Origin of the sequence: Mesorhizobium sp. M0904, assembly GCF_040319475.1 — a bacterium.
Classification (GTDB): Bacteria; Pseudomonadota; Alphaproteobacteria; order Rhizobiales; family Rhizobiaceae; genus Mesorhizobium.
Window position 1 is genome coordinate 1 of record NZ_JAMYOC010000043.1, and the last position, 22,670, is coordinate 22,670.

Annotated in this window: 23 protein-coding genes and 2 pseudogenes; 6 read left to right on the forward strand and 19 right to left on the reverse strand. The window is 59.7% G+C overall.

Annotated elements, in window-relative coordinates; genetic code table 11:
• Both NKH80_RS29265 and NKH80_RS29270 read left to right on the forward strand, forming a co-directional pair.
• Nucleotides 1–137, forward strand: a pseudogene (locus NKH80_RS29265) (IS630 family transposase); the annotation flags it as partial.
• A gap of 12 nt (nucleotides 138–149) precedes the next feature.
• Nucleotides 150–502: pseudogene (locus NKH80_RS29270) on the forward strand (transposase); the annotation flags it as partial.
• Nucleotides 503–564: 62 nt separating this feature from the next.
• On the opposite strand, the gene NKH80_RS29275 reads toward NKH80_RS29270, so the two are convergent.
• The 5 genes from NKH80_RS29275 to NKH80_RS29295 form a co-directional block, all read right to left on the reverse strand.
• Nucleotides 565–1,347 (reverse strand): hypothetical protein, encoded by a 783-nt coding sequence (locus tag NKH80_RS29275; protein ID WP_352995422.1) that lies wholly within the window; start codon nucleotides 1,345–1,347, stop codon nucleotides 565–567.
• Nucleotides 1,348–1,626: 279 nt separating this feature from the next.
• Nucleotides 1,627–1,803 (reverse strand): hypothetical protein, encoded by a 177-nt coding sequence (locus NKH80_RS29280; RefSeq protein ID WP_352995425.1) that lies wholly within the window; start codon nucleotides 1,801–1,803, stop codon nucleotides 1,627–1,629.
• Nucleotides 1,800–2,573, reverse strand: a complete 774-nt coding sequence (locus NKH80_RS29285; protein WP_352783943.1) for a DUF1828 domain-containing protein — start codon at nucleotides 2,571–2,573, stop codon at nucleotides 1,800–1,802. The genes NKH80_RS29280 and NKH80_RS29285 overlap by 4 nt, the downstream gene beginning before the upstream one ends.
• Nucleotides 2,570–3,064 carry a hypothetical protein gene (locus NKH80_RS29290; RefSeq protein ID WP_352995428.1) on the reverse strand — a complete coding sequence of 165 codons (495 nt, stop codon included), beginning with the start codon at nucleotides 3,062–3,064 and terminating at the stop codon, nucleotides 2,570–2,572. The genes NKH80_RS29285 and NKH80_RS29290 overlap by 4 nt, the downstream gene beginning before the upstream one ends.
• Nucleotides 3,065–3,248: 184 nt before the next feature.
• Nucleotides 3,249–3,482, reverse strand: coding sequence for a helix-turn-helix domain-containing protein (locus NKH80_RS29295; protein WP_023679646.1), 234 nt, complete (start codon nucleotides 3,480–3,482; stop codon nucleotides 3,249–3,251).
• A gap of 117 nt (nucleotides 3,483–3,599) precedes the next feature.
• Between NKH80_RS29295 and NKH80_RS29300 the strand changes: the two genes are divergently transcribed.
• Complete coding sequence (locus NKH80_RS29300) at nucleotides 3,600–3,869, forward strand: DNA -binding domain-containing protein (RefSeq protein ID WP_352453619.1); 270 nt, start codon at nucleotides 3,600–3,602, stop codon at nucleotides 3,867–3,869.
• Nucleotides 3,870–3,964: 95 nt separating this feature from the next.
• Here NKH80_RS29300 and NKH80_RS29305 read toward each other — a convergent pair whose 3' ends face one another.
• The 11 genes from NKH80_RS29305 to NKH80_RS29355 all read right to left on the reverse strand — a co-directional run bounded on the left by NKH80_RS29305 (nucleotide 3,965) and on the right by NKH80_RS29355 (nucleotide 17,129).
• On the reverse strand, nucleotides 3,965–5,872 hold the full coding sequence (locus NKH80_RS29305) for a putative bifunctional diguanylate cyclase/phosphodiesterase (protein WP_352995431.1): 1,908 nt from the start codon (nucleotides 5,870–5,872) through the stop codon (nucleotides 3,965–3,967).
• A 303-nt stretch (nucleotides 5,873–6,175) separates the two neighbouring features.
• The gene (gene ubiM, locus NKH80_RS29310; protein ID WP_352995455.1) at nucleotides 6,176–7,357 is read right to left on the reverse strand and encodes a 5-demethoxyubiquinol-8 5-hydroxylase UbiM; all 1,182 of its coding nucleotides are present in this window, start codon (nucleotides 7,355–7,357) and stop codon (nucleotides 6,176–6,178) included.
• A 423-nt stretch (nucleotides 7,358–7,780) separates the two neighbouring features.
• Nucleotides 7,781–7,933, reverse strand: coding sequence for a cbb3-type cytochrome oxidase assembly protein CcoS (gene ccoS / locus NKH80_RS29315; RefSeq protein WP_023679633.1), 153 nt, complete (start codon nucleotides 7,931–7,933; stop codon nucleotides 7,781–7,783).
• Complete coding sequence (locus NKH80_RS29320) at nucleotides 7,930–10,218, reverse strand: cation-translocating P-type ATPase (RefSeq protein ID WP_352995434.1); 2,289 nt, start codon at nucleotides 10,216–10,218, stop codon at nucleotides 7,930–7,932. Before NKH80_RS29320 ends, ccoS begins: the two co-directional genes overlap by 4 nt.
• Nucleotides 10,215–10,712 carry a FixH family protein gene (locus NKH80_RS29325; RefSeq protein WP_352618978.1) on the reverse strand — a complete coding sequence of 166 codons (498 nt, stop codon included), beginning with the start codon at nucleotides 10,710–10,712 and terminating at the stop codon, nucleotides 10,215–10,217. Before NKH80_RS29325 ends, NKH80_RS29320 begins: the two co-directional genes overlap by 4 nt.
• Nucleotides 10,709–12,268 carry a cytochrome c oxidase accessory protein CcoG gene (gene ccoG, locus NKH80_RS29330; RefSeq protein WP_352995437.1) on the reverse strand — a complete coding sequence of 520 codons (1,560 nt, stop codon included), beginning with the start codon at nucleotides 12,266–12,268 and terminating at the stop codon, nucleotides 10,709–10,711. Before ccoG ends, NKH80_RS29325 begins: the two co-directional genes overlap by 4 nt.
• A 130-nt stretch (nucleotides 12,269–12,398) precedes the next feature.
• Nucleotides 12,399–13,262 carry a cytochrome-c oxidase, cbb3-type subunit III gene (gene ccoP / locus NKH80_RS29335; protein ID WP_352516163.1) on the reverse strand — a complete coding sequence of 288 codons (864 nt, stop codon included), beginning with the start codon at nucleotides 13,260–13,262 and terminating at the stop codon, nucleotides 12,399–12,401.
• Nucleotides 13,263–13,264: 2 nt separating this feature from the next.
• The gene (locus NKH80_RS29340) at nucleotides 13,265–13,414 is read right to left on the reverse strand and encodes a cbb3-type cytochrome c oxidase subunit 3 (protein ID WP_023679629.1); all 150 of its coding nucleotides are present in this window, start codon (nucleotides 13,412–13,414) and stop codon (nucleotides 13,265–13,267) included.
• Between the two features lie 11 nt (nucleotides 13,415–13,425).
• A complete protein-coding gene (gene ccoO, locus NKH80_RS29345; RefSeq protein ID WP_352995440.1) occupies nucleotides 13,426–14,157 on the reverse strand; it encodes a cytochrome-c oxidase, cbb3-type subunit II in 732 nt (243 codons plus the stop codon).
• Nucleotides 14,148–15,779 carry a cytochrome-c oxidase, cbb3-type subunit I gene (gene ccoN / locus NKH80_RS29350; RefSeq protein WP_352995443.1) on the reverse strand — a complete coding sequence of 544 codons (1,632 nt, stop codon included), beginning with the start codon at nucleotides 15,777–15,779 and terminating at the stop codon, nucleotides 14,148–14,150. The genes ccoO and ccoN overlap by 10 nt, the downstream gene beginning before the upstream one ends.
• A 603-nt stretch (nucleotides 15,780–16,382) precedes the next feature.
• Nucleotides 16,383–17,129 carry a Crp/Fnr family transcriptional regulator gene (locus tag NKH80_RS29355; RefSeq protein WP_352995446.1) on the reverse strand — a complete coding sequence of 249 codons (747 nt, stop codon included), beginning with the start codon at nucleotides 17,127–17,129 and terminating at the stop codon, nucleotides 16,383–16,385.
• A gap of 154 nt (nucleotides 17,130–17,283) precedes the next feature.
• Between NKH80_RS29355 and hemN the strand changes: the two genes are divergently transcribed.
• The gene (hemN, locus tag NKH80_RS29360) at nucleotides 17,284–18,633 is read left to right on the forward strand and encodes an oxygen-independent coproporphyrinogen III oxidase (RefSeq protein ID WP_352995449.1); all 1,350 of its coding nucleotides are present in this window, start codon (nucleotides 17,284–17,286) and stop codon (nucleotides 18,631–18,633) included.
• A 556-nt stretch (nucleotides 18,634–19,189) separates the two neighbouring features.
• Here the strand turns inward: hemN and queE are convergent.
• From queE to queC, 3 genes are read right to left on the reverse strand one after another with little or no spacing between them, the layout of a single operon-like run.
• Nucleotides 19,190–19,924 (reverse strand): 7-carboxy-7-deazaguanine synthase QueE, encoded by a 735-nt coding sequence (queE, locus tag NKH80_RS29365; RefSeq protein WP_352995451.1) that lies wholly within the window; start codon nucleotides 19,922–19,924, stop codon nucleotides 19,190–19,192.
• Complete coding sequence (queD, locus tag NKH80_RS29370) at nucleotides 19,921–20,277, reverse strand: 6-carboxytetrahydropterin synthase QueD (RefSeq protein ID WP_023722053.1); 357 nt, start codon at nucleotides 20,275–20,277, stop codon at nucleotides 19,921–19,923. The genes queE and queD overlap by 4 nt, the downstream gene beginning before the upstream one ends.
• On the reverse strand, nucleotides 20,277–20,975 hold the full coding sequence (queC, locus tag NKH80_RS29375; RefSeq protein WP_352995453.1) for a 7-cyano-7-deazaguanine synthase QueC: 699 nt from the start codon (nucleotides 20,973–20,975) through the stop codon (nucleotides 20,277–20,279). Before queC ends, queD begins: the two co-directional genes overlap by 1 nt.
• A gap of 611 nt (nucleotides 20,976–21,586) precedes the next feature.
• On the opposite strand from queC, the gene NKH80_RS29380 reads away from it, so the two are divergent.
• Nucleotides 21,587–21,976 (forward strand): hypothetical protein, encoded by a 390-nt coding sequence (locus NKH80_RS29380; protein ID WP_023722055.1) that lies wholly within the window; start codon nucleotides 21,587–21,589, stop codon nucleotides 21,974–21,976.
• A 32-nt stretch (nucleotides 21,977–22,008) separates the two neighbouring features.
• Entirely contained in the window at nucleotides 22,009–22,137 is a 129-nt protein-coding gene (locus NKH80_RS29385) for a hypothetical protein (protein ID WP_352516155.1), read from the forward strand.
• Nucleotides 22,138–22,670 lie beyond the last annotated feature (533 nt).

Here is a 22,670-nt window from a genome sequence, read left to right on the forward strand (position 1 = left end):
AGCTCAAGGCGCATCTGCGCGCAAAGGCCATCAGAACCATCGACGCCCTGTGGCAGGCCATTGGCGATATCTGCAATCTCTTCTCCCCAACAGAATGCAGAAACTACTTCACTGCCGCAGGCTATGGACTCACATGAAAGTCCGCCGCTCTAGTGCGCAATGTCGACCGCAATTCGACGCTCTATACCGACCAGTCGAAGCTCTACACCATGACTGGCGAGGAATACGCCTCACACAAGACGACCAACCATTCCGCTGGCGAATACGTCCGCTATGAGGACGGCGTGTCGATCCATTCGAACACGATTGAGAACGTGTTTTCGGTCTTCAAGCGCGGCATGGTTGGCGTCTATCAGCATTGCGGCGAGGCTCACTTGCACCGCTACCTGTCGGAATTCGATTTCTTGGCGGTACCGACACCGAGCGCCACGACCAGTTGCTTGCCATGATCGAAGGCAAACGCCTGACCTATCGGCGGATTGGTGAAGCCGATATCGCCTAAGCAGAAGGCGCGAGTGCTTTTGCGTAGGCGAAAGCGTCACAGTCAGTAGGTAACGCTCTCCCTCATTTGTCCTTTGGTTCGGCTGCTTTGCTGATGGATTCGATGCGCGAAATTAGCGGCTCCTGAGAGAACCCTACGAACGCGCCAAATATGAAAGCTGAGAGGCCATTCGCATCAAATTGCGACAGGCGGACTTCGCCTATCGCGATCTCGAAGACGCCTGCTTTGAGGAAGGCGCCAGTCAGGAAAAGAAGTATCAATGCGAATATAGCCCTCATAGCAGGGGTAAACCGGTCGGCATCAATTGCATGAAGATCAAAAAACGTGACAGCGCGGCACCGCAGGAAAGATGAGAAAGTGAGACCGGCGAGAAGGCCGGGCAATACCATGGCCAACGCCGGCTGAATTACCAAAAGGGTCTGATCTGGCCCAATCAGCCACCGGGCAGCCAACACAGCCAGAAGACCGAGGATTCCAACGCCAATCAGGATCAAGGAAAGCCACCCAACGATCTTCCGCATATGCTCACTAATCATCCGGCCTTTCTCCGTGTCGAAGATACGCTGTTGCAGATTGTGGAGCGTGCCGATGCCAAGATCAGGCTGCGCCGTTTCGCCAACCAAACCGTATTGAGAAAGGCCCAAAAGTTCGTTGTAATATCCCCTGAAACGAATATCAGGCGGATGAAACATTCCTCGCAAGACCATGAGCGTGCGCTCGGCTTCGTGCTTCAGAAGCCCTTGCTCTGCAGGTACTTCAGTTGCGTCTTTCGTCAGGTGAAAAGCAATGTCGTAGGGATGCTCCGCATCTATAGGATACGGAGAAACAACATATCGTCCCGTCATCGTGGGGTTACTTACCGCAGCAGGGGCAAATATCAGGAGCGAACGAAATGGTGGTATCGCTTTTTATCTGGCGATTTGCGATGGAGTTGCCTAACTCGCGCTCTAACTGCTCGGCGATGCCAGCAACGGCATTCCCAGTGCTGGTGCTAGTCGCTATCTGACCGGTTCTAGCCTGCCTGGAAAACTCTCGAAGCATTTTCCGAAAACGATCGACTTGCATTAACCCCTCCCTTAAAAAATAGTACAGAAGGGTACGTTAAAGCATTTCTGGTACCAAGGCTATTCGCTCCCTTCGAGACCTTTTGCTCTCTTGGTCTTTCGCTCTGATATCCGCGCTTTCGTTTCCGGCTTGACCGATGCCCTGCCGCCCTTGTGATCGGGCGGCGTCTGTAGCATCCGCTTCAGCGTCTCGTTAAAGCGCTTCTCGTCGGTTTTTACGTCGGACTTATCGTTCATGCCGCCTTACCTAGTGCTTCGCGAGCGATACGAGCTATCGCCGCGTCTTCGTCGTCTCTGTAAACTGGTACCGTCGCTAGTCGGTTGCTTGCCCTACGGCGTAATTCATTCGAGATGGCATGGTCATCCTCCAATAGAGCGATTACCGACAAATCTTGCTTCACCTCATGCAGCGCAGCAAAGTGAAGGAAGATCGCGTCGTTCACTCGCGCAGGGCTATTCCCAAAAAATATCGCGACAGGCGGTCGGCCGCTCACCTCCAAAACCATGTCAGGAGTCACCTCGGAAAGGCGAGAACTGACCGCCTCATTTTCTCTGATTTTGGCACGGTCGCCTACCACGGACCTTATTCGCTCCGCTGCGTCTTCCTTGAATGAGGAGGCGATCTTCTCTTGCGTGAGCAGGAGAAAATCGTTCATTCGGATCATAACGCCGACGAACGCCAACGCCCTAGCCGGCAGCTCTACCTCTGGAAAAGACGCGGTCTTTATCGTGCCGTCATCGTGATCGAAGTGAGCATGAACTGAAGACAATAGTTGTTCTAGGCCGCGTCGGCGCGTATCGGTGTCAAAATCGACGCCGGCCGCTTCGAGCTGCTGGATTGTCGCGCCATCGTCCTCAAGCCTGAAAGCGCCGTCCTCTGTCTTTGTGACGTAGAAGGCAACTCGGTCTCCGTCATCGCGCAGAAACGCCGTAGACACGGCAAGGCCGGCCGGCACTTCCGTTACGGTTATGTCATTGCAAAACGCGTGGCAGAGTTCGGCTTTCATACCATTCCCTCAGCCTTATCGATCTTGAAGATCGATATTGCGCAATTAAAGGCGGTCTGCGCAGAAAGAGGCTGCTTTAGATGCCTGAATTCTGTTCGGCGATGGAACGAACCCGCCTTCGGAAGACGGACGCTGCCGAACCGGTTGTGAGCGACATTGATGTTGGCCAAATCGCTGCAACGGGCATGGCAATGCCACCCAGGTTCGCTGGCGTGATACTCATAGTCACAGATGACAAGAGTTTCGCCGCCCTTCGTTACGCCTAGGGTAGCACGGAAAATCCGCTTGGATTCGTTGAACAGCAGAAGAACGCGACAATCTTCACCGGCCGCTTGAAAGGTGAGGATTCGCCACTGATAGAGCGGGCCATAGTTATACGCCTTGGCCTTGGCTCGACGTGACGGCCACTTGGAGCGCGGTATCTCACCTCGCTTCCAATCCCCCGTATCAACGGCGGATTTTTCCGCCGCGACTATCCCCCTCAGATTCATGGTGTTCCTCGTAGCGCAAAATAGCTAAGGAATCACGCATGCTTTGTCACATATATAATTAGGATTATCATCCCTATATCGGCATGGCTTGGTAAAGACCCACCCGCAGCGGAATGGCAGCTTGCCGAAGAAAAGCGCGCTCGGTTCACGGCACCGGCGCGAGCCGTAGGCGCGCGGGCGCCCGCTAGGACCGCAGGCTGGACAGAATCTCGCACGGATCAGCGTCAAGCGCCGCAGTTAAGTCGAGAAACTCGATGACGTCGAGACGACGCTCTCCACCCTCGTACTTGGCCACGAAGGATTGGGGACGATCAAGCTTCTCGGCCACCTGCGCCTGAGTCAGGCCTTTGGCCTTGCGCAAGGAAACCAGCTGGGCCAGAAACCGCTGGTGGCGGGGCGATCGAAGAGACTTGGGCATGTAGGCGAACCGGTCGGGTAAAGACCGGATCAGCGACTAATCCCGGTTTCGGATTATCCCATTTTGGGATATGTTGCGGGCGCTCAACAGGCGAGGTTCGCAGGCATGAATCGATCAATGGGAACAGATGAGACTCGAAACTCAACTCTGTGCGACGAAGTCCCCTGGTCGGAGAACCTGACGGCCTACGATAGGCAGCATTTCACGATCTACCTGCGGATCCTGGATGCCTGCGCCGACAATGCCAGCGAAGAGGAGATGGCCGATCTCATTCTAGGCATCGACCCGGCCCTTGAACCGGTCCGCGCCCGCAAGGCTCTTCGCAGCCATATCGACCGGGCGAACTGGATGGTGACGACCGGCTATAAGGAACTGTTCGCCGGCTGACGCACAGCACGGATTGTCATGCTCTTCAAACAAGGAAGTTCAGATACCCGTCACTCATGAGCGCACGGCCGCGAGAGACGGCGCGGCGGGAGCGGTCACAACTGGTTCGCGTGCTGTTTGACTGCCATTTCCAGTGCTTGGCTCAGAGGCACAGCCTTGGAGAACAGGAAGCCTTGAGCGGTTCGGCAGCCAAGCTTGTGCAGGGTTTGCCGATCCGCCTCTGTTTCGACGCCCTCGGCCATGACCTCGATCCCGAGCATGTTACCGAGATCGATGACCGATTTGACAAGCAGTCGGTCCTCTCGGGACTTGGCCAAGCCGCGAATGAAGCCCTGGTCTATTTTCACCTTGCGTATCCGACTGTCCTTGAGCGATGCCAACGTGGAAAAGCCGGTGCCGAAGTCATCGAGCGCGATGGAAATGCCGGCATGTGAAAGCCGTCCGAGCTTTTCATCCACTCTGTCCTGGTCAACCGGGGATTCTTCGGTAATCTCGATCTCGAACACCGTTGCAGGGAGACCTCTTGCCGCCAGACCATCCAGAACCATGTCGTCGATATCGCCGGCTTCCAGTTCGCGCGGTGAAACATTCATCGCCACACGGAGATCACGACAGTCAGCTTTCACCAAGCCGTCGATAAAAGCACAACAGTCGGCGAATACGGTTTGCGTCAGCAGCTGAAGCATTCCGGTTTCGCGTGCAGCTGTGATGATTTCGGGTGGAGAGATGGCACCATGAGTCGGATGGGACCACCTCAGCAAGGCTTCAAAGCCGACCACGGCCTCGGTGTCGAGTTTCACGATCGGCTGGAACCAAGGTTGCAAGCTTCTCGTCTTTATCGCCGAATGAAGGTCCCGTTCGACGGACTGGCGGCGTTGCAGTTCCCTGTCGAGTTCGGCATCGAACAGGCAAAATTCGTTCCTGCCACGACGCTTGGCCGTGTAAAGGGCGATATCCGCCCGCAACAACATTTCGGTCAGGCCCGGGCTTTCCGCCAGGTATATTCCTATTGATGCCCCGACTCGGACGGACGCGACCTCCCGATAGGGGCGGGCAATTTTTGCTATGATATTGGAGGCGAGATCATTGGCAGAAAGCGAAACCCTCGTTGAGGGAAAAAACAGCACGAATTCATCGCCGCCGATACGAGCGAGCGTTGAGCCTTCCGGTGCTTCCTCCTCTATGCGGCGGGCGATCCTGACAAGCAGTTCATCACCGGTCCTGTGACCGTAGGTATCGTTGACGGATTTGAACCCGTCCAGGTCAACCAGCATTGCCACGAAGGGGCCATCCGCGGTCTCGAACCGTCCGATAGCGTCTTCGAGGCCACGCCTGTTGAGAAGGGCCGTCAGGTGGTCCTGCCTGGAACTGGCCTTCATCTCCGCCGCAAGCCGCTCGGCCTCATGCCTCAGGCGGCTCGCTTCGCGGAACCGTGCTTGCCCAACAAACGAAGCTCGAACCAAGCCGCCCATGAAGAGCAGAACGGTAAAAGCCAGAATGTAGTCTTCAAAATTGCCTTTCGCCAAAAGGCAACCCACCGTGATGAGGAGCGGAGGTGTGATGAAGTTGATCGCCGCCGCGGCATACGAACTGCCGTATGTAACCGCACCAGCTGAAATGCCCGCCAGAATGACCAGATGCAGCGGTGCTTGAGGTGTCGTGTATCCAACAGTCAGGACGGCCAGGAAGGACCAGGCAAACCCTGCCAGAAGAGCAAGGATGCCAAACCAGCGAAGCCGCGGCAAAACCCCCACTAATCCGTCATGGCGCCCCGTTTCCTTTAGCTGATAACGCGCGAGTGCAAGGCGGGCGGCATTTATCGCATTGACGACCAGGAACCAGATTGCAGCTGCAAAGCCGCTGCCAGAAAGGGCGTGCACCGCCCAAATCAGGCCTGACAGGATAGCGCTTATCGGCATCGACACGAAGAGGCCGGCCCTCAGGTCAGCAAGCTGATCCTGACGGATTTTGGCCTCCAGCGTGTCTTCATTCTTCGGGGCCATGGACGGACCAGCTTGCTCCCATCGTTGTTCGCGAGGACAAGCCTACGCAGGCCCACTGAAGGACGGGTTAACTATCCAGCGGGGATAACCAGTGTGCTCACCATGTCTTCGGGGCGCACGTCTGCCTCTTGGCCTTGCCGTCTGACCATCGAGCTCTTGCCCGCACGCGTGCCTTGATCCGAATCATCCCAGGATCGGCAACGTCACCATGGAAGCAGCCCTACCAACGGCATCAACGCGCCCGGCGAGACAAAAGGAAGCCGGGCCGAGATAGCGTTCCAGAGCGGCAGCGCTGCCTGCGATTCACCGCCTGAGCATGGCCGAAATGCCATGGCGGATAAAGGGAAGATATTGGGCAAAGCGAAGCCCTGCATGTCTTGCAAGCCGTGCCGCCGGGTGCTCGCCTGAGTAGAGAGCGACAAGTGCATTCGTAGCATGATAGAGCGGTGCCGCCGACAGACGCAGCCGGCTTTCGTATCTGCCGAGCATGTCGGGATCAGCAATGTCGCGGCGCTCGCGACATGCCGCCAGGATTCTATCGGCGAGTTGCTTCTGGCCACTGAGGCCGATGTTGAAGCCATGCGCGGTCACCGGGTGCATGCCGAGGGCAGCATCGCCGATCAGTGCCGCACTCGGAGCCCAGAACTTGTGCGCCCAGGTCGTGACCAGCGGATAGGCATGGCGGGTGCTTGCCAAGGTCATCTCTCCGAAGCGTCCTCGACACCGGCTCGTCGATTCCATGAGGAACAAATCGTCGTCGAGAGCAAGCAGTCTGTCGGCCTCGCTTGAGCGCAACGTGAGAAGCAGCGACGACACGCCTTCCATGAGCGGCAACATCGCTATCGTCTGATGGTGATCGAACCATTCGACCGCGATCTGGTGATGGGCGCGCTCGTGCCTCACTCGGCAAATCAGCATGGAGTTGCCAAGCCGATTGATGTCGGCGCCAATGCCGAGCAGGTCGCGCGTCGCGGACAAACGCGAATCCGCTGCAACGAGCAGCCGAGCGGCCAATTGCCTGCCATCACAGAGCGTTATGACTGCTTCTTTGTGGCTGGTTGTTGCATTGACGACCGAGCGGCCGCACAGCAGCTGGGCATGATCCTGGAAGTGGACAAGCTTGAACAGGGCGTCGCGGATCCGACAATTTGGGACCAGAATTCCGAGTGGTTCCCCAGATCCGCTGGGAGAATCGAAGCTCAGGGCGAAAGGGCTCGATCCGTTGAGCACGCGCGCGCCTTGTAGCGGTGATTTGTCCGAAGCGGGGATGGCATCCCAGGCGCCGAGCTCGCGAAGGATTCCAACCGATGCGTGGGTCAGCGCGATCTCGCGACCGTCGAAAGCCGGATTCGCCAGGCTTTCGAGCGACTGCCGTTCAACCACTGCCACCTTGAGTCGGCTCTGGGCAAGCGACGCGGCGAAGGAAAGTCCGACCGGCCCGGCTCCGACCACAATAACGTCGAATCTATCGACAGAGCCGGCCATCAGCGTGCCGCCATTGCGTCGGCTATCTGCGACGAAGGGCACTGGAACGCATCGCAATCGATCCACGGTTTGCGGCTCATCTCCCCAAGCGTCTCCACGCGACCTAACCGTCCGTTAGACATCCGTTCTCCGTTCAAAAATGCTCAATGAAACCATGCCGATGAAGAGATAACCCTGATGTGGATCAACCAGGCTCGATAAACGCGGCAACGGCGGGTTCACGGTCGACTGGTCGATCGCCACGCCATGGTCTGGTCAGGTCATCATGAAATGGCCGGCTTCCCGTTCGGTGCGGCCCTTTCCTGGCCGAAAGTTCGGCAACGTATTCTGGCTGATCCGTTCGCACCCGTCGCGCGCCGAAATCGGCATGACGCGAAGCAACCGCGGAAAATATTCGAGCGAGTCCTCGCAGGGCAGGCTGGGTCAACTGCGTGGCTCGTCGCGGTCGATCAGGATCCGCTCGGCGGCGCCATCGAGATCTTCATATTGGCCGCTCCTCAAGGCCCACAGGAACCCCGCCAGCCCAAGCGCTCCGAGGAACAGGGCCACAGGTATGAGGTAGGCGAGCGTCGTCATGAGGATTGTGCCAGTGCGCCAATGTCCGAGCGCCTGTCATGTCGGGCATCTTGCACCGATGCATTTGACACGAAACCTTGCAGACGTAGCGCATTGCCGATGACCAGGAGGGACGAGGCGGACATCGCGACCGCCGCGATCAGTGGCGTAACGTGCCCCAGAATGGCGACCGGCACGGCGATGCCATTGTAAACGATCGCGATGGCGATGTTCTGCCGGATCAGCCGTCCGGCCTTCCGCGAAATGTCTAAAGCAAGTGGGACCGCCAGAAGACTTTTACGCAGGAACACGAAATCCGCGGCGTTGCGACCGATATCCGCCGCCGTGGCCGGAGCGATCGAAACGTGTGCGGCGCCCAATGCAGGCGTGTCGTTGAGCCCATCGCCGACCATCAGCACCTTGTGGCCAGTTCGCGTCAATGCTTCGATGTGTTCGACCTTCCCGGAGGGAAGCAACGAGGGAACGAAGCGCTCGACGCCCAGTGCTTCCGCGACTTCGCCGCAGGCAGCTTCTGTGTCGCCCGACAGCATCTCCACCGACACGCCGGCGCCGTTCAGTTGCTCGATGGCCGCCTTGGCATCGGCACGCAGCTCATCCTCGAAATCGAAAGTCGCGACAATGACCCCGTCCTTCGTCAGAACGGTTCCGTCATAGCCTTGTTTGCCTTCGCCGCCGATCCGAGCTTTCCACTCACGCCATCCGCGGCGACCCAGCCGCCAGGTACTGCCCTCGGCGATGGCTTCGATGCCGAAGCCCGGATGCTCGCTGACGGACGCGAGTTTCGGCTGGCCGGCAAAGGCTGCATTGCCAGCGATTGCCTTCGAAAAGGGATGGCGGGAATGCGCTGCCATCTCGGCCGCCATGGCGAGCATCGTCGGATCGATGGACGGCGCATTGATCAGCCTGGGCAGTCCGAGCGTAAGCGTGCCGGTTTTGTCGAACAATGCCGTGTCGATCCCCGCCAGGCGCTCAATGGCGGAGCCGTCCCTGACCATGACGCCGCTTTCAAACAGCCGCCGCGCAGCGACCACCTGCACGATCGGCACGGCGAGACCGAGCGCACACGGGCATGTAATGATCAAAACGGCGATTGCGATTGTTATTGCCCGGTGCCAGTCGCCGGTCGCCGCCATCCAGCCGAGGAACGTCACAAAGGCGGTGAGGTGGACCACGGGGGCATAGAGCGCGGAGACGCGATCGGCGATCCTGCGATGGCGGGCGCGGCCGCCCTCTGCCGCTTCCATCAGCCGAACGATTTCGGCCAGGAATGAATCCTTCGCGGCGGCCGTCGCCTCGATGGTCAGCGGACCGGTGAGATTGAGTGTACCGGCCTGGACCTGCGCCCCCGGGCCCACCGTTCTGGGCGTGCTTTCCCCGGAAACCAGGGAACAGTCGAGATCCGATGCCCCGCCAATGATCCTGCCGTCGATGGGCACCCTCTCGCCAGCCGCAATCAAGAGCTCCATTCCTGGTTCGATCTCGCCAACCGGCAAGTAGTCGCGCGAACCATCCTCGCGCAGCACCATGGCGCCGCGCGCCGCCAGCCGAGCCAGTCCGTTTACGGCCGTCCGTGCCCGTTCCCGCATCACGTGATCCAGCGTGCGGCCGATCAGCAGAAAGAACAGCAGCGACACCGACGCGTCGAAATAAGCATGGTCGCCATGGTTGATCGTCTCGTAGAGGCTCATGGCGTAAGCGAGCGATACCCCGACCGCGATCGGCACGTCCATGTTCATGCGGCTGTGGCGCAGCGCATTCCAGGCCGAGCGAAAATAGATGCCGCCGGCGAAAGCGAGCGCAGGAATGGCAATCAAGGCCGAGACCCAATGGAACAGGTCGCGGGTCGCGCCTTGCGCGCCGGACCAGACGGAGACTGATAGCAGCATGATGTTGCCCGCCGCAAAGCCGGCGACCGCGACGGCGCGGATCAGCTCCGAGAGCGTCCTGTCCTTCCCGTCAGCCTCGGGATCGAACAGGTGCGCGCCATAGCCCAGCCGTCCAAGTGTGGCGACGAATGGCGGAACCTCGTCGCCGCGCCACCGGACCGAAACACGTTTCGTTGAAAGATTGACACGAGCGCCTTCGACGCGATCCAGCTTGCCGATCGCCGTCTCGATCGTCTGGATGCAGGCGGCACAATGCACAGCCGGCACCGAGAGGTCGGTCTGGCGAAGATTTTCGCCAATCGAGCGGCTCGCCAGTCTGATTTCCTGGCCAGAAGGCAGGACCAGTGTGACCTTTTCCAGGTCCAATGCCATTTCGGCGCCTGGCGCGCAGCAGCTCATTGCAGCGCCCCGCGGGAAATCACGATCCGGCGAACGTCGCGATAGGGTTCCGCAAGGCTCGCATCGGCGTCGATTTCGACGATCCAGACGCCGTCCTTGGGGATGTGGTGCGCGGCGAATATCTGACCGGAGGCAGCGGCAAGAGTGACGGATTTGTCCTCGGCCTCGTAGGCGGGATGACGAAACAGCACCTTGACGCCATGCACGGCAACCGTCTTGCCGCCAGCATCGGTGAGGCTGTAGCGGACCTCACCGCCTGCGATGGTGAGTTTGCCAGTCCAGCCGAGGGCTGCCTGAGCTCGCCCTTGCTGGGCCTTTTTGTTGAATTGCTGGCTCGCCACATAGGTGTTTTCGACGACAAGGCCGGTCCAGCTCGTGTTGGCGAGCGTCGCCATCGTCAGATTGACCGCTATGACCACGCCGAAGAAGCCAAGGATGGTGAACAGCATATGCCTGCCGGTGAATTCGCGGGATTGTCGCGAGGTGTCGGTCATCTGGCGATCTCCGGTGCGTTGAAAGTGGCCGTGTATTCGTCCGACTCGAACGTTGCCTTATTTTCGACCCGGAACTTGAAGCTTTGCGCTGCACCCCGAACCTGATCTGCCGGCTGACGCACGAAAACCTTGAGCATCTTCAGCCGGTCGGGTTCGACCGGGATGGCAAAGGAGCGATCCGCCGGCAGGTTGATGCCGACAACGCTCATTTCGGCTCCATGCAGGCCCTGCATCGTGACGATGATCGTTCTTGGTTCGGGGATCATGTTGAGCAACTTGACGGTGTAGCCGTTGCGGATCGAACCGTCCGACAGCGTCACGGACTGCGGGTTGCGATCATGCAGGACATTCAATTCGAGCCGTTCGCGGGTCAGCAGCGAATAGAGCAGCGCGAGACCGACCGCCGACCAGGCGCTCATGTAGATGAAGGTGCGCGGGCGAAAGATCTTGCGGATATGGAAACGGGCCACCTTGTCGGAGAACAGGCCGTCAGCGCTCCTGACCACTGACGAGTTGACTGAACCGGAGCCGCCCGGGGTCGCCAGCATCATGTTGGCGTTGTAGTCGGCCAGCGTCGCATAGGAAATCAGTCCGCGCTCCCTGCCGAGCTTGTCCATGATACCATCACAGGTATCGATGCAGAGCGCGCAGGTGATGCATTCAAGCTGCTGGCCATCACGAATGTCGATCCCCATCGGGCACACCGCGACACAGGCATTGCAGTCGACGCAGTCACCGACGGGCTGCCCGGCGGCAAGGACCCTCTTGGCGTGGCGCGAGCGCGGTTCGCCGCGCCAGTCATTGTACGTGACGGTGAGCGAACTTTCGTCGAGCATGGCCGCCTGGATGCGCGGCCACGGGCACATATAGGTGCAGACCTGCTCGCGCATCAGCCCGCCGAACGTATAGGTCGTCGCTGTGAGCACAGCGACGGTGATGTAGGCGACAGGCGCTGCCGTGCCGGTGAAGAGTTCGACGAGCAAGGTCGGCGCATCGGCGAAATAGAAGATCCAGGCGCCGCCGGTCGCTGCACCTATGATCAGCCAGATGGTGTGTTTCGATATTCTCAGCGCGAGCTTGCGGGCGGTCCAAGGCCCGGCATCGAGCTTCATGCGCGCGTTGCGGTCGCCCTCGATGGCTCGCTCGACGACCAGAAACAGATCGACCCACACGGTCTGCGGGCACGTATAGCCGCACCAGGCCCGGCCGACGGTGGATGTGATCAGGAAAAGGCCGATACCGGCCATGACCAGCAGGCCGGCCACATAAAAGAATTCCTGCGGCCAGATCTCGATGAAGAAGAAATAGAAGCGGCGGTTGGCAAGATCGACCAGCACGGCCTGGTCCGGGGCAAATGGCCCGCGATCCCACCGCAGCCAGGGCGTCAGGTAGTAGATCCCCAGCGTGATTGCCATCACCGACCACTTGAAGCGGCGGAAACTGCCAGAGGCCCGGTTCGGGAAGATCTTCTTGCGTGCGGCATAGAGCGGCTCGCGGGTCTTGGCGGAGTTGACCGCATCGGCTTCGAGCCGTTCTATTTGCGTGTTATCGAGCACGAGAAGCTCCAGTCACCAGCGACGATTTCGCCGGAAGCCCGACCCATCGGTTTCTGGATGATGCCGAGGCCCGGCTCGCGCCGGGCCTCGTCGCTTGGCGGTGGGGGGAGGACGAGAATAGGCTGCGTACCTATTCTCCGCCACCAAGCGAATGGACATAGACCGCGAGTTCCTTGGCCTTGATCTCGCCGAGACGCCCGATCCAGGCCGGCATGACGCCGTGCTTCGGCGCGCGGACCTGCGCGGCGATGGCTGTTTCGCCAGACCCATATAGCCAGATCGCGTCGGTCAGGTCGGGTGCGCCGAGCTCCCTGTTGCCCTTTGCATTCTCACCATGACAGGCCGCACAATTCTCGGCGAAAACATTGGCGCCGAGTTCGATCAGGCTTGTGTCCTGAACAGGATCGGAGAGGCTTGCGACATAGGCGCCGACCTGCTTGATCTGATCCGTCGTGATGATGTCGCCAAAAGCAGGCATTTCCGACAGGCGCGTATCCGGGTCTGATGCGAAGCGGATGCCGTGCGCAATCGTCTGCTGGATCTGTTCGGCGTTGCCACCCCACAGCCAATCGTCGTCGTTTAGGTTGGGAAAACCCTTGGACCCTTGAGCGCCCGAGCCATGGCACTGCACGCAATTGACCTTGAACGCGGCGCCACCTGCGGCGACGGCGAATTCGCGTAGCGTATCGTCGGCAGTAATCTCGGAGACGGTCTTCGCCTGAATGGCAGCGACAAATTTACCCTTGGCCACTTCGGCCGCGGCCAGTTCATTCTTGACGTCTCTGCGGCTCGAATACCCCAGCACACCCCTGGTCGCGGAAGTCAGCATCGGCCATGCCGGATAGACGACGGTGTAGCCGATCGCCCAGGCAATGGTGATGTAGAAGGTGATGACCCACCAGCGGGGAAGCGGGTTGTTGAGTTCCTTGATGCCGTCCCACTCATGGCCGGTCGTCGAGATACCCGAAACCTCGTCGATATGCTCGCTGCCCATGATCAGTCGTCCTTGAGAGGAATGTGAGCGGCTCTCTCGGCTTGCCTGCGGCTGCCGGGACGAAGTGCAAAGGCAACGCATCCAAGGAAGAAAAGCGCCATGGCAAGCAGGCCCCAGCTGTCGGCAAACTCCCGCATGAAATTGTAGGTCATCGCCATTCTCCTCAGCGGTAACCGGCGGCTTCGTCATAGGTCCTGAAATCGACCAGCGTGCCGAGCATCTGCAAATAGGCGACCAGCGCATCCATTTCGGTGACCTGCTGCGGATCGCCGTCGAAGTCCCCAACCTTGGCTTTCGGATAGCGTCTCTCCAGGCCCGATGTGTCGGCATTCGCATCGGCCTGCGCCATGAGATCGGCATTGGCATGAGCGATCATGTCGTCTGAATAGGGCACACCGACACGGCTGTTGGCGATCAGATGCGTCGAGAAATCCTTCACCTCGATGGGCATGTCCTTCAGGAACGCGTAGCTCGGCATGATCGATTCCGGCACCACCGAACGCGGCTCGGTGAGATGCTGGACGTGCCATCCGTTCGAGTAGCGGTCGCCGACCCGGGCGAGATCCGGCCCGGTGCGCTTCGAGCCCCACTGGAACGGGTGGTCGTACATCGACTCGGCCGCCAGGCCATAGTGGCCGTAGCGCTCGACCTCGTCGCGGAACGGCCTTATCATCTGGCTGTGGCAGAGGTAACAGCCCTCACGCACATAGATGTTGCGCCCGGCGAGCTCGAGCGGCGAATAGGGCCGCATGCCTTCCACCTTCTCGATGGTGTTGTCGAGATAGAAGAGCGGCGCGATCTCGACGATACCGCCGATTGTTACGACCAGCAGGGACCCGAGGAGAAGAAGTGTGGCGTTCTTCTCGATGATCGCGTGTCTGTCCATCAGGCCCATTTTCTGGCTCCTGATCGCACAGGCTGGAGGGCGGGGATGGAGCGCGGCATCGGATCCTCCTCGCGCTGGTAGCCGAGGATGGTCATGGCGATGTTCCAGGCCATGATGAGGGCGCCCGACAGATACATCGCGCCGCCGATGGCACGCATGATGTAGTAGGGATGCATGGCGGCGACGGTTTCGGCGAAGGAGTAGACCAGGAAGCCCTGCTCGTTGTATTCGCGCCACATCAGGCCCTGCATGACGCCGGAGGCCCACATCACCGCGGCGTAAACGACGATCCCAAGCGTCGCCAGCCAGAAGTGCCAGTTGACGAGCCGCAGCGAATAAAGCCGGTCGCGATTCCATAACTTCGGGACCATGAAATAAATCGCGCCGAACGAGATCATGCCAACCCATCCGAGCGCGCCCGAATGGACGTGACCGATGGTCCAGTCGGTGTAGTGCGAGAGCGAGTTGACGGCCTTGATTGACATCATCGGGCCTTCGAAGGTCGACATCCCGTAGAAGGCGATGGCCATCACCATCATACGGATGATCGGGTCGGTGCGCAGCTTGTCCCAGGCGCCCGACAGCGTCATCAGGCCGTTGATCATGCCGCCCCATGACGGCATCCACAGCATGATCGAAAACACCATGCCGAGCGTCTGGGCCCAGTCCGGCAGGGCGGTGTAGTGGAGGTGGTGCGGACCGGCCCAGATGTAGAGAAAGATCAAAGCCCAGAAGTGGATGATCGACAGCCGGTAGGAATAGACCGGTCGGTTGGCCTGCTTGGGCACGAAATAATACATCATCCCGAGGAAGCCGGCGGTGAGGAAGAAGCCGACGGCATTGTGGCCGTACCACCATTGCGTCAGGGCGTCCTGTACGCCGGAGAAGGCTGAATAGCTCTTGGAGCCCAGGAAGGAGACCGGCATCGACAGGTTGTTGACCACATGCAGCATCGCGATGGTGACGATGAAGGACAGGTAAAACCAGTTGGCGACGTAGATATGCGGCTCCTTGCGCTTCAGGATCGTGCCGAGGAACAGGATGAGATAGGCGACCCAGACGATGGTCAGCCAGATGTCCACATACCATTCGGGTTCGGCGTATTCGCGGCTCTCGGTGATGCCGAGCAGATAGCCGGTCGCGGCCATGACGATGAAGAGCTGGTAGCCCCAAAACACGAACCAACCGAGATCGCCGCCGAACAGCCGCGCGCGGCAGGTGCGCTGGACGACATACAGGGACGTGCAGAGCAGCGCATTGCCGCCGAAGGCGAAGACGACGCCCGACGTATGCAATGGCCGTAAACGGCCGAAATTGAACCAGGGCTGAATGTTGAGATCGGGGTAGGCAAGCTGCAGGGCGATGACCACGCCGACCAGCATGCCGACGACGCCCCAGAATACGGTGGCGATGGCACCGTAGCGGATCGGCCCATCCATGTAAGCGGCGGGGTCGATCGGAACTGCCGGCTTGAACTCCGTGTTGCGCAACAGAATCGCAGTGAAGCCAGCCAGGGCGAAGAACAAAACCCACATATGCCGGCGAAAAGGTTCATCTACGCCGAAGCCGGCAGCCACCAGGGCCGCAAACGCAAACAGGCTTAGAAGGACGATCTCTGTGCCGAATTTCATCGCATGCCCCGATTTCCAATTCCGGCGGGCGCCAAACCGCAGTGCCTTATTGCGCAGCCGTGGCCTGCTCGCCCTGATCCATGTCAGAGCCGCACGATTTTGCTTCGAGCAGCATCGAGTTCGGTGCGATCAGACTGTGGCGATCGAATGTGGAAGCGCAGCACCGGCCGCCACGCTTATGGACAGGCCCGGCGTCCCGGTCTGGCCGGGTATGGAGGCGATCGCGGGCGTGTGGGAAGGGCGCCTTCTGTGACGCTGGAAAGTAGGCCGATGCCTTGCCGAACGTCGATCGTTTCAATGCCTTGGGACAGCCAGCGCCAGCGTTGCGCTGCCTTCGTGACATTCATGGTTCGGGGAGACGGCGATTTTCCCCTGCGTATGAGGCGTATTGACTTCGGCCGAGTGCAATCCTGCCTGGAACAGCCGGTTGCACGTCGAGCACCTCGAGGATGGATGCTTCGCCGACGAGTTGGCCGAAACACACCTGGCTCAGGCGATCGGATGGAGAGCGGGCTGTCGCTATGCGGCTTCTTCTAAGCCCAACGCGAGCATGCCCTGCCCCGAACGAAGTAAGTGACGTAGGCCATGCAGCTTCGGTGTCATTCAAACGGCGGTTGCGCCTCGGCCGCCGCAGCGCCGTTCGAGCCGGCTCATGCTGTCCACGGTGACACGGCGGTTGTTCTCGATCCGAATCACACCGTCCATTCTCAGGGTGGTCAGCTGACGGCTCACGGTCTCGTTTGTAATTCCAAGGAAATCAGAGATGTCGGCACGCGTCATCGGCAGCTCGAAGCACGCCGACCTAGCCGCCGGGTCAACACTGGAACCGATGTTCCGGGCGATCATGAGGAGAAAGCTCGCCACCTTCTCCGGTGCGGTCTTGCGCCCCAGAGTCACCATCCATTCGCGTGCCTCGTCGAGTTCGTTCAGCGCCTGCTTGAGCAGGCGATGCACAAATTCCGGTGATTCCTTCATCATCCGTTCGATGGCCGCTCTCGGAAACGAGCATAGCGAGACAGCTGTTGCCGCTTCCGCATTGATCGCGCTTTTCATCTTGAAGGGCCGTCCCAGAAAATCCGGCGCGAACTGGAGACCGACGATCTGCTGGCGGCCGTCCGAAAGGCTCTTCGTGAGCTTCACCACGCCTGAAAGCACGTTTGAATAACAGTCGACCGCCTCGGCGTCGCCGATCAGTTCGACCCCCGGCTCGATATTGTGCCGCGACGACGTCTTGGCGAGCTGAGCCAAATGGTCTGGTTCGAGCGCACCACAGACACCGCGGTGCCGTGCCTCGCAAGACAGGCAAAGAACGGGAATGCCGGAACTGTGAATGTCCTGCCGTAATGTCATTCGATCGCTCTACCGGTCCAGTGCGGGCAGGATAGCAATCGACGGTAGAAAAATCCTTGCGGCAGTTTGTCCGTGCTGAACGTTGATCGAAATCAGGGCTTAGGCTCATCCAAGCATCCACAGTTCCGGCGACGCAAACACGGTGGACCACGACATGCGGCCAGAACTAGTTGCCAGGCTCGGTGAGAACGTTCCACGCTACACCAGCTACCCGACCGCGCCGCATTTCCATGCAGGCGTTGATGCCGCCGCTTGTCGTGGCTGGCTGCAGGCGCTCGACGATGGCGATGAGATCTCGCTCTATCTGCACATCCCGTACTGCGACAAGCTCTGCTGGTTCTGCGCGTGCCATACCAAGCAGACCCGCCATTACGAACCGGTGACCACCTATCTGCGCTCATTGCATGCCGAGATCGCAACGGTCGCCGGCCTTATCGCAGGCAAGGGCCGCGTGCGTGCCGTCCATTTCGGCGGCGGTTCGCCGACGATGCTCAAGCCCGAGGATACGGTGGTGCTGGCAACCGTCCTGCGTAACAGTTTCGATTTTCTTCCCGACGCCAAAATCAGTGTCGAAATCGAACCCAACGATATGGACGAGGCGCGCCTCGACGCGCTCGCCGAAATCGGCATGACCCGTGCTAGCCTTGGTGTCCAGGATTTCGACCCGAAGGTGCAGAAAGCGATCAACCGCGAGCAGAGCTTTCTGCAGACCAAGACGGTTGTTGATGGCGTTCGTTCGCGCGGCGTCGAATCCGTCAATCTCGATCTGCTCTACGGCCTGCCGCATCAGACCAGGGAGAGCGTCGCCTCCACGGTTGCACAGGCACTGACCCTGGAACCGGATCGGATCGCGCTTTTTGGCTACGCCCATGTGCCGTGGTTCAAGAAACATCAGACGATGATCCACGAGGCCTGGCTGCCGGGTCCGTCGGAGCGGTTTGCCCAATCGCAACTGGCGGCGCGGGCGATCATGGACCAGGGATACGAAGCAATCGGGCTCGATCATTTCGCCAAGCCGGGCGATGCGCTGGCGCTTGCGGCCCGCGCCGGGACTCTGCACCGGAATTTCCAAGGCTACACCGAGGACCGCTACGAGACATTGATCGGCCTCGGCCCATCGTCCATCAGCCAGTTTCGGCAAGGCTATGCACAAAACATGCCTTCGACCGCCGAGTATGGGCGCATGGTCGAAGACGGCGGGCTGGCTGCGGTCCGCGGCATTGCGCTTTCCGAAGATGACCGTGTTCGCGGCTGGATCATCGAGCGGCTGATGTGTGACTTCGGCTTCTCGGCGATCGTACTGGTGGAGCGCTTTGGCAAAGCCGGCCAAAGACTTCTCGTCCGAGCGAGTTCCACGGCCCTCCAAGATCCTGCGCGGTTGCTTGAACTTGATGGTGACCGCTTCGTCGTGCCTGCGGAAAGCCGGCCCTTTGTCAGGAGCATCGCGGCAAAGTTCGACAAATATTTCGAAAGTGGAACGGCCAGGCACTCAGCGGCAGTCTGAGCACCGCAGAGGAACGGTCATGGTTCTCACTCGATCGTGAACCGATTGCGCTATGTTTTTCACTGTTGATCGGCGACCGTCGTGTCGAGACAGGATTCGGAGCGGACCAGACGCGTCTTGGCATAGCGACGATATCGTCCGGTCGTGCCTTCCGGCGCCGTATTCCATTCGCAGTCCCTAAAGCGCGACGTCGAGTCCATCCTCTTTTCTGTATCGGAAGCAGTCGACAATCGTCCTGGCCAGATCATGGTTGTCGGCCGACAGCTCCCTTCGGCCTTGCAACAAGAATCCGCAAGGACCGTGCCAGCTGCAGCAGGCGCCGCCGCATCGCACCACCATACTATCCACCCGTGGCTCGCGCTAACCTTTGATTGGTTCGCGCCAGGCCGACGCCCGTCGAAACCGAGCCTCGGCAACAATCCGAGTTGTAAGCGGCTGGCCACGCTCTTGGTGCCGGTGGCAGAAGTCCGCAAGCACCCGGCAGCGCCGTCAAGCTTGGGACAACCCGTCCACCCGAATATCCGCCGGCGCAGTTTCAGTGAAAAGCGGGCCTAGGCTAGACGGCTCTCTTGTTACCCCAGAGCATAACGTGCAGCTGCGGCAGCACACGGGCTTCGAACCACCTGTCGCGGGTCACGCTATCAACCAGCCACTCCATGCGCTTCAATATTCCGTCAAGGTCGACAGGCGCGTCTTCATTTGCGGGGCGTGGCGGCGTGTGATTGCCGGGTTGCAGATAGATCGGAAGTCGCGGAAATCTCGCAGCGGCGTCTTTCGCGTAGGCGTAGTCCCTTTCGTCGAAAACAATGAGCTTGAGCACGACTTGCGGCCTGCCTTGTGCCGCCTGGAGGCACGCCTCGAAAGCGGCCCAATCGGTCGTCATTTGGCTTGACGGCGGCTTTGGGCTGAGGACTAGCACGTCAAGGTCGGCAAACCAGTCCCTGGCCACCGAACCTTGGGTTTCCAGCGCAAAACGGTAACCTTCACGATGGCCTCGCTCGATGAGCGCGCCGAGCGGCTGGATGGCCGGATTGCCGCCTGACAGCGACACCATCAGCGGGCGGCCACCGGAAAGCGCAAGCACGTTTTGCCACACCGCGCCAATGGACATCATCTCCCATTCATGGCGGAATTGATTGTCCACCGCATGCAGACTGTCGCACCAGGAACAGCGATAGTCACACCCGCCGGTTCTGACGAAGACCGTCGGCAAACCGATGAGCACGCCCTCGCCCTGGATCGTCGGCCCGAAAATCTCACTCACGCGGATTGCGGGATGCGTATCGGTCATGGCCGGTATTCCGCCCAGGTTTTCGGTGTTTCGCTCACCCGCACGGCCGAGGTTTCGCGCAGGCGTGCCTTGCACCATTCATAAAAATGTCTGGCCAGATATTCCGCCGTGACTTGCTCATGTCCCAGCACGTCGTTGAGATGTCGATGGTCGAAGCTCTCGTCGATGTAGCGTTTGAATGGCGCCAAATCGTGATAGTCGCGCACGAAGCCGTTGTCGTTCAGTCCATTCGCTGAAAGCTCCACTTCAACGATGTAGTTATGCCCGTGCAGGCGCGCGCATTGGTGATCGGGTGGCAACGAGGTGAGCTGATGCGAGGCTGAGAAGTGGAATTCCTTGGTGATGCGGAACATTACGCGGTCCTCCTTCGCAGCGCATCGAGCCAGAAGTCGGAGTCCTCGTAGTCGGTGGGGTCCGGCTGCCCAGAGAGATGAAACGCCTCGCGCCGCTCGACGCAGGTCCCGCACCTCCCGCAGTGACGCTCGGCGCCCTTGTAGCAGGACCAGGTCTGCGCAAACGGCGTGCCGTATGCTGCTCCATTCCTAACAATGTCCGCCTTCGTGAGATTCACATAGGGTGCATAAATGCGAATCTCCGCGTAGCCGTCGAGCGCGTGGTCCTGCATCATCTGGAAAGCGTCGATGAAGGCCGGACGGCAGTCGGGATAAATGAAATGATCCCCACCATGCACGGCCGTCGCCACCGCCTCAGCGCCGTGCGCTGCGGCGAAGCCGAAGGCAATGGCCAACATGATGGCGTTCCGGTTCGGCACCACCGTGACCTTCATCGTGTCTTCGGCGTAGTGCCCGTCGGGCACGTCCACATTATCGGTCAGCGCGGAGCCGGAAAGGCCGCCGCCGATCTCGTGGATGTCGATGATGCGGTGCGTGACGCTCAGTCGCTCCGCGCAAAGGGCGGCGAAGCCCAATTCCTTCCTATGCCGTTGGCCGTAATCGAAAGATAGGAGGCCGGCGAGTTCGTGCTCCGCTGCCACCTTGTGAGCAAGGGTAACGGAGTCCAATCCGCCGGAGCAGACGACGAGAGTCTTCATTTTTGGGTCCTTGTTTTAACCGGGTAGGCTGCGACCGGAGATTTCTCTGCGCTCCCAGTACTTCAGGAAATCCATTTTGTGAAGTGAACGGGGGACGAGTTTCATGCGCTGACGTGCAGCTGTGTGCAAGGCGCCCTCGCGGTGAGCCTGCAAGGAACACTGACTAGCGAAACGTCACGCTTCAGCGGAATGCTCAAAGGCGAGCACACCAGAATAAGCTCTGCAGGAGGTCCGGACCTTCGTAAACAAAGTTCTCGACGATCAAGCGCCCGGCGGTCCCGAGCTTCGAGGGACGCCACCGCGAGGGTTTCAGGTACTAGACGGCCCAAGGATGGGCTTGCCGCAAACAACGGACTTACCAGTGGGATGTTCAGCGACGCCGATGCAGATGTCTGGAATGATCACGACATCAATTGTCGCGGCAACTTTGGCTGGCCTGCTCCTCGGGTTCCGTAGATCCAGCGCATTCCGCTTCAGGATCGGTTCGAACCGGAGCACTCCCTCGGTCAATGGACGTCCGGCAACAACCTGAATGATCGGTCGTGAGCCGACATCTGTGAACAAGCGGTGTGGTCGATTGCTATCACCCATGTGTTGCGCGCAGGTACCTTATGGCAGTGGATGAACTGGATTTGATGGTTTTACAGCTGGCGGTCGAAAGCGTCCGCTCGCTCTCCTTAAGCTTCGCTGAAAAGGCCGCCGAGGTAGCCACCAGGAGCCGCGGCATCCTGCTTTTCGACGTGCGGGTCGACGGTGATGCGGGGGTCCAGCGGGTCGCAGCCATCCGATATCAGGGCGACCAGATCGGCGTGCTGGCGTTGGACAGACAGGGCCTTGTTACCCACCATTGCATCGTCAACGGTACGTTCTCACATTTCATTGCGCCCTTGGAGAACTGGCACAGCATGCCCCTGTCGATGCAGGCCAAGATCGATGCCAACGGCCATGCCAGTCTCTTCCTAGGGGCCTTGCGAAATGCCGGACATTTGCTGGGCAGCTAGCATTTGGCCAGAATGCATCTGTGAATTTTTGCATGCGCATCGCTGCCGACACCGCTGGCATGGTTGTCGTGCTCGAAAACGGCTGCGGCGATCCCGGCAAAGCGATCGCCGCGATGATGGCGATCTACGCGTGGGCGTTGCATCGATGCGCGATCTTTTAGACAGAGGTCTCCGCCTGGCATCGAGCAACATGCACGGAGGTACGCAAAGCGCAAATGCATCAAGTAGTTGAAGGGACGAGCCCCTCGCGCAAATGGAGCTTGCGCTGCCGTTGTCGTTCCATCGTGCCGCCGAACTCGGGGGCGTGACGATCGACCACGACGGCCTATTTTTTTTGCAAAGCCGAATGTCCCGATCCGAAGCCACAAAAAAACTCCGATCACAGCGAAGAATAGTAACAACACGGGCGACGCAAGCCGCCTTGCCCTCTAGCAGGGGAGGTGCTTGCGGTGCTCTCACCGACACAAGATCGCAAATGGCACGTGGGTGAGCACCAGAACTGGCGACACGCATGGTGATCGGCTTGACTCGCTGGAGGAAGCACAAGGCCTCAGTGGGCGGAGGCGCCAGCGACGGTCGAATACTGGCTGGCTGCTCGGGATCTGATCGGAAATGACGTAGGATTTGGTTGCTTAAGCCGATCCGAACCATTTCCCGGAGACCACACCCACCATGAACGATCTTGCGCTGCCGC

Bases quoted from the DNA above. Each gene is read 5' to 3' on its own strand.
- NKH80_RS29275 (WP_352995422.1), bottom strand. From the start codon at position 1,347: ATGACGGGACGATATGTTGTTTCTCCGTATCCTATAGATGCGGAGCAT.
- NKH80_RS29280 (WP_352995425.1), bottom strand. From the start codon at position 1,803: ATGAACGATAAGTCCGACGTAAAAACCGACGAGAAGCGCTTTAACGAG.
- NKH80_RS29285 (WP_352783943.1), bottom strand. From the start codon at position 2,573: ATGAAAGCCGAACTCTGCCACGCGTTTTGCAATGACATAACCGTAACG.
- NKH80_RS29290 (WP_352995428.1), bottom strand. From the start codon at position 3,064: ATGAATCTGAGGGGGATAGTCGCGGCGGAAAAATCCGCCGTTGATACG.
- NKH80_RS29295 (WP_023679646.1), bottom strand. From the start codon at position 3,482: ATGCCCAAGTCTCTTCGATCGCCCCGCCACCAGCGGTTTCTGGCCCAG.
- NKH80_RS29300 (WP_352453619.1), top strand. From the start codon at position 3,600: ATGGGAACAGATGAGACTCGAAACTCAACTCTGTGCGACGAAGTCCCC.
- NKH80_RS29305 (WP_352995431.1), bottom strand. From the start codon at position 5,872: ATGGCCCCGAAGAATGAAGACACGCTGGAGGCCAAAATCCGTCAGGAT.
- ubiM (WP_352995455.1), bottom strand. From the start codon at position 7,357: ATGGCCGGCTCTGTCGATAGATTCGACGTTATTGTGGTCGGAGCCGGG.
- ccoS (WP_023679633.1), bottom strand. From the start codon at position 7,933: ATGACGACGCTCGCCTACCTCATACCTGTGGCCCTGTTCCTCGGAGCG.
- NKH80_RS29320 (WP_352995434.1), bottom strand. From the start codon at position 10,218: ATGAGCTGCTGCGCGCCAGGCGCCGAAATGGCATTGGACCTGGAAAAG.
- NKH80_RS29325 (WP_352618978.1), bottom strand. From the start codon at position 10,712: ATGACCGACACCTCGCGACAATCCCGCGAATTCACCGGCAGGCATATG.
- ccoP (WP_352516163.1), bottom strand. From the start codon at position 13,262: ATGGGCAGCGAGCATATCGACGAGGTTTCGGGTATCTCGACGACCGGC.
- NKH80_RS29340 (WP_023679629.1), bottom strand. From the start codon at position 13,414: ATGACCTACAATTTCATGCGGGAGTTTGCCGACAGCTGGGGCCTGCTT.
- ccoO (WP_352995440.1), bottom strand. From the start codon at position 14,157: ATGGGCCTGATGGACAGACACGCGATCATCGAGAAGAACGCCACACTT.
- ccoN (WP_352995443.1), bottom strand. From the start codon at position 15,779: ATGAAATTCGGCACAGAGATCGTCCTTCTAAGCCTGTTTGCGTTTGCG.
- NKH80_RS29355 (WP_352995446.1), bottom strand. From the start codon at position 17,129: ATGACATTACGGCAGGACATTCACAGTTCCGGCATTCCCGTTCTTTGC.
- hemN (WP_352995449.1), top strand. From the start codon at position 17,284: ATGCGGCCAGAACTAGTTGCCAGGCTCGGTGAGAACGTTCCACGCTAC.
- queE (WP_352995451.1), bottom strand. From the start codon at position 19,924: ATGACCGATACGCATCCCGCAATCCGCGTGAGTGAGATTTTCGGGCCG.
- queD (WP_023722053.1), bottom strand. From the start codon at position 20,277: ATGTTCCGCATCACCAAGGAATTCCACTTCTCAGCCTCGCATCAGCTC.
- queC (WP_352995453.1), bottom strand. From the start codon at position 20,975: ATGAAGACTCTCGTCGTCTGCTCCGGCGGATTGGACTCCGTTACCCTT.
- NKH80_RS29380 (WP_023722055.1), top strand. From the start codon at position 21,587: ATGGCAGTGGATGAACTGGATTTGATGGTTTTACAGCTGGCGGTCGAA.
- NKH80_RS29385 (WP_352516155.1), top strand. From the start codon at position 22,009: ATGCGCATCGCTGCCGACACCGCTGGCATGGTTGTCGTGCTCGAAAAC.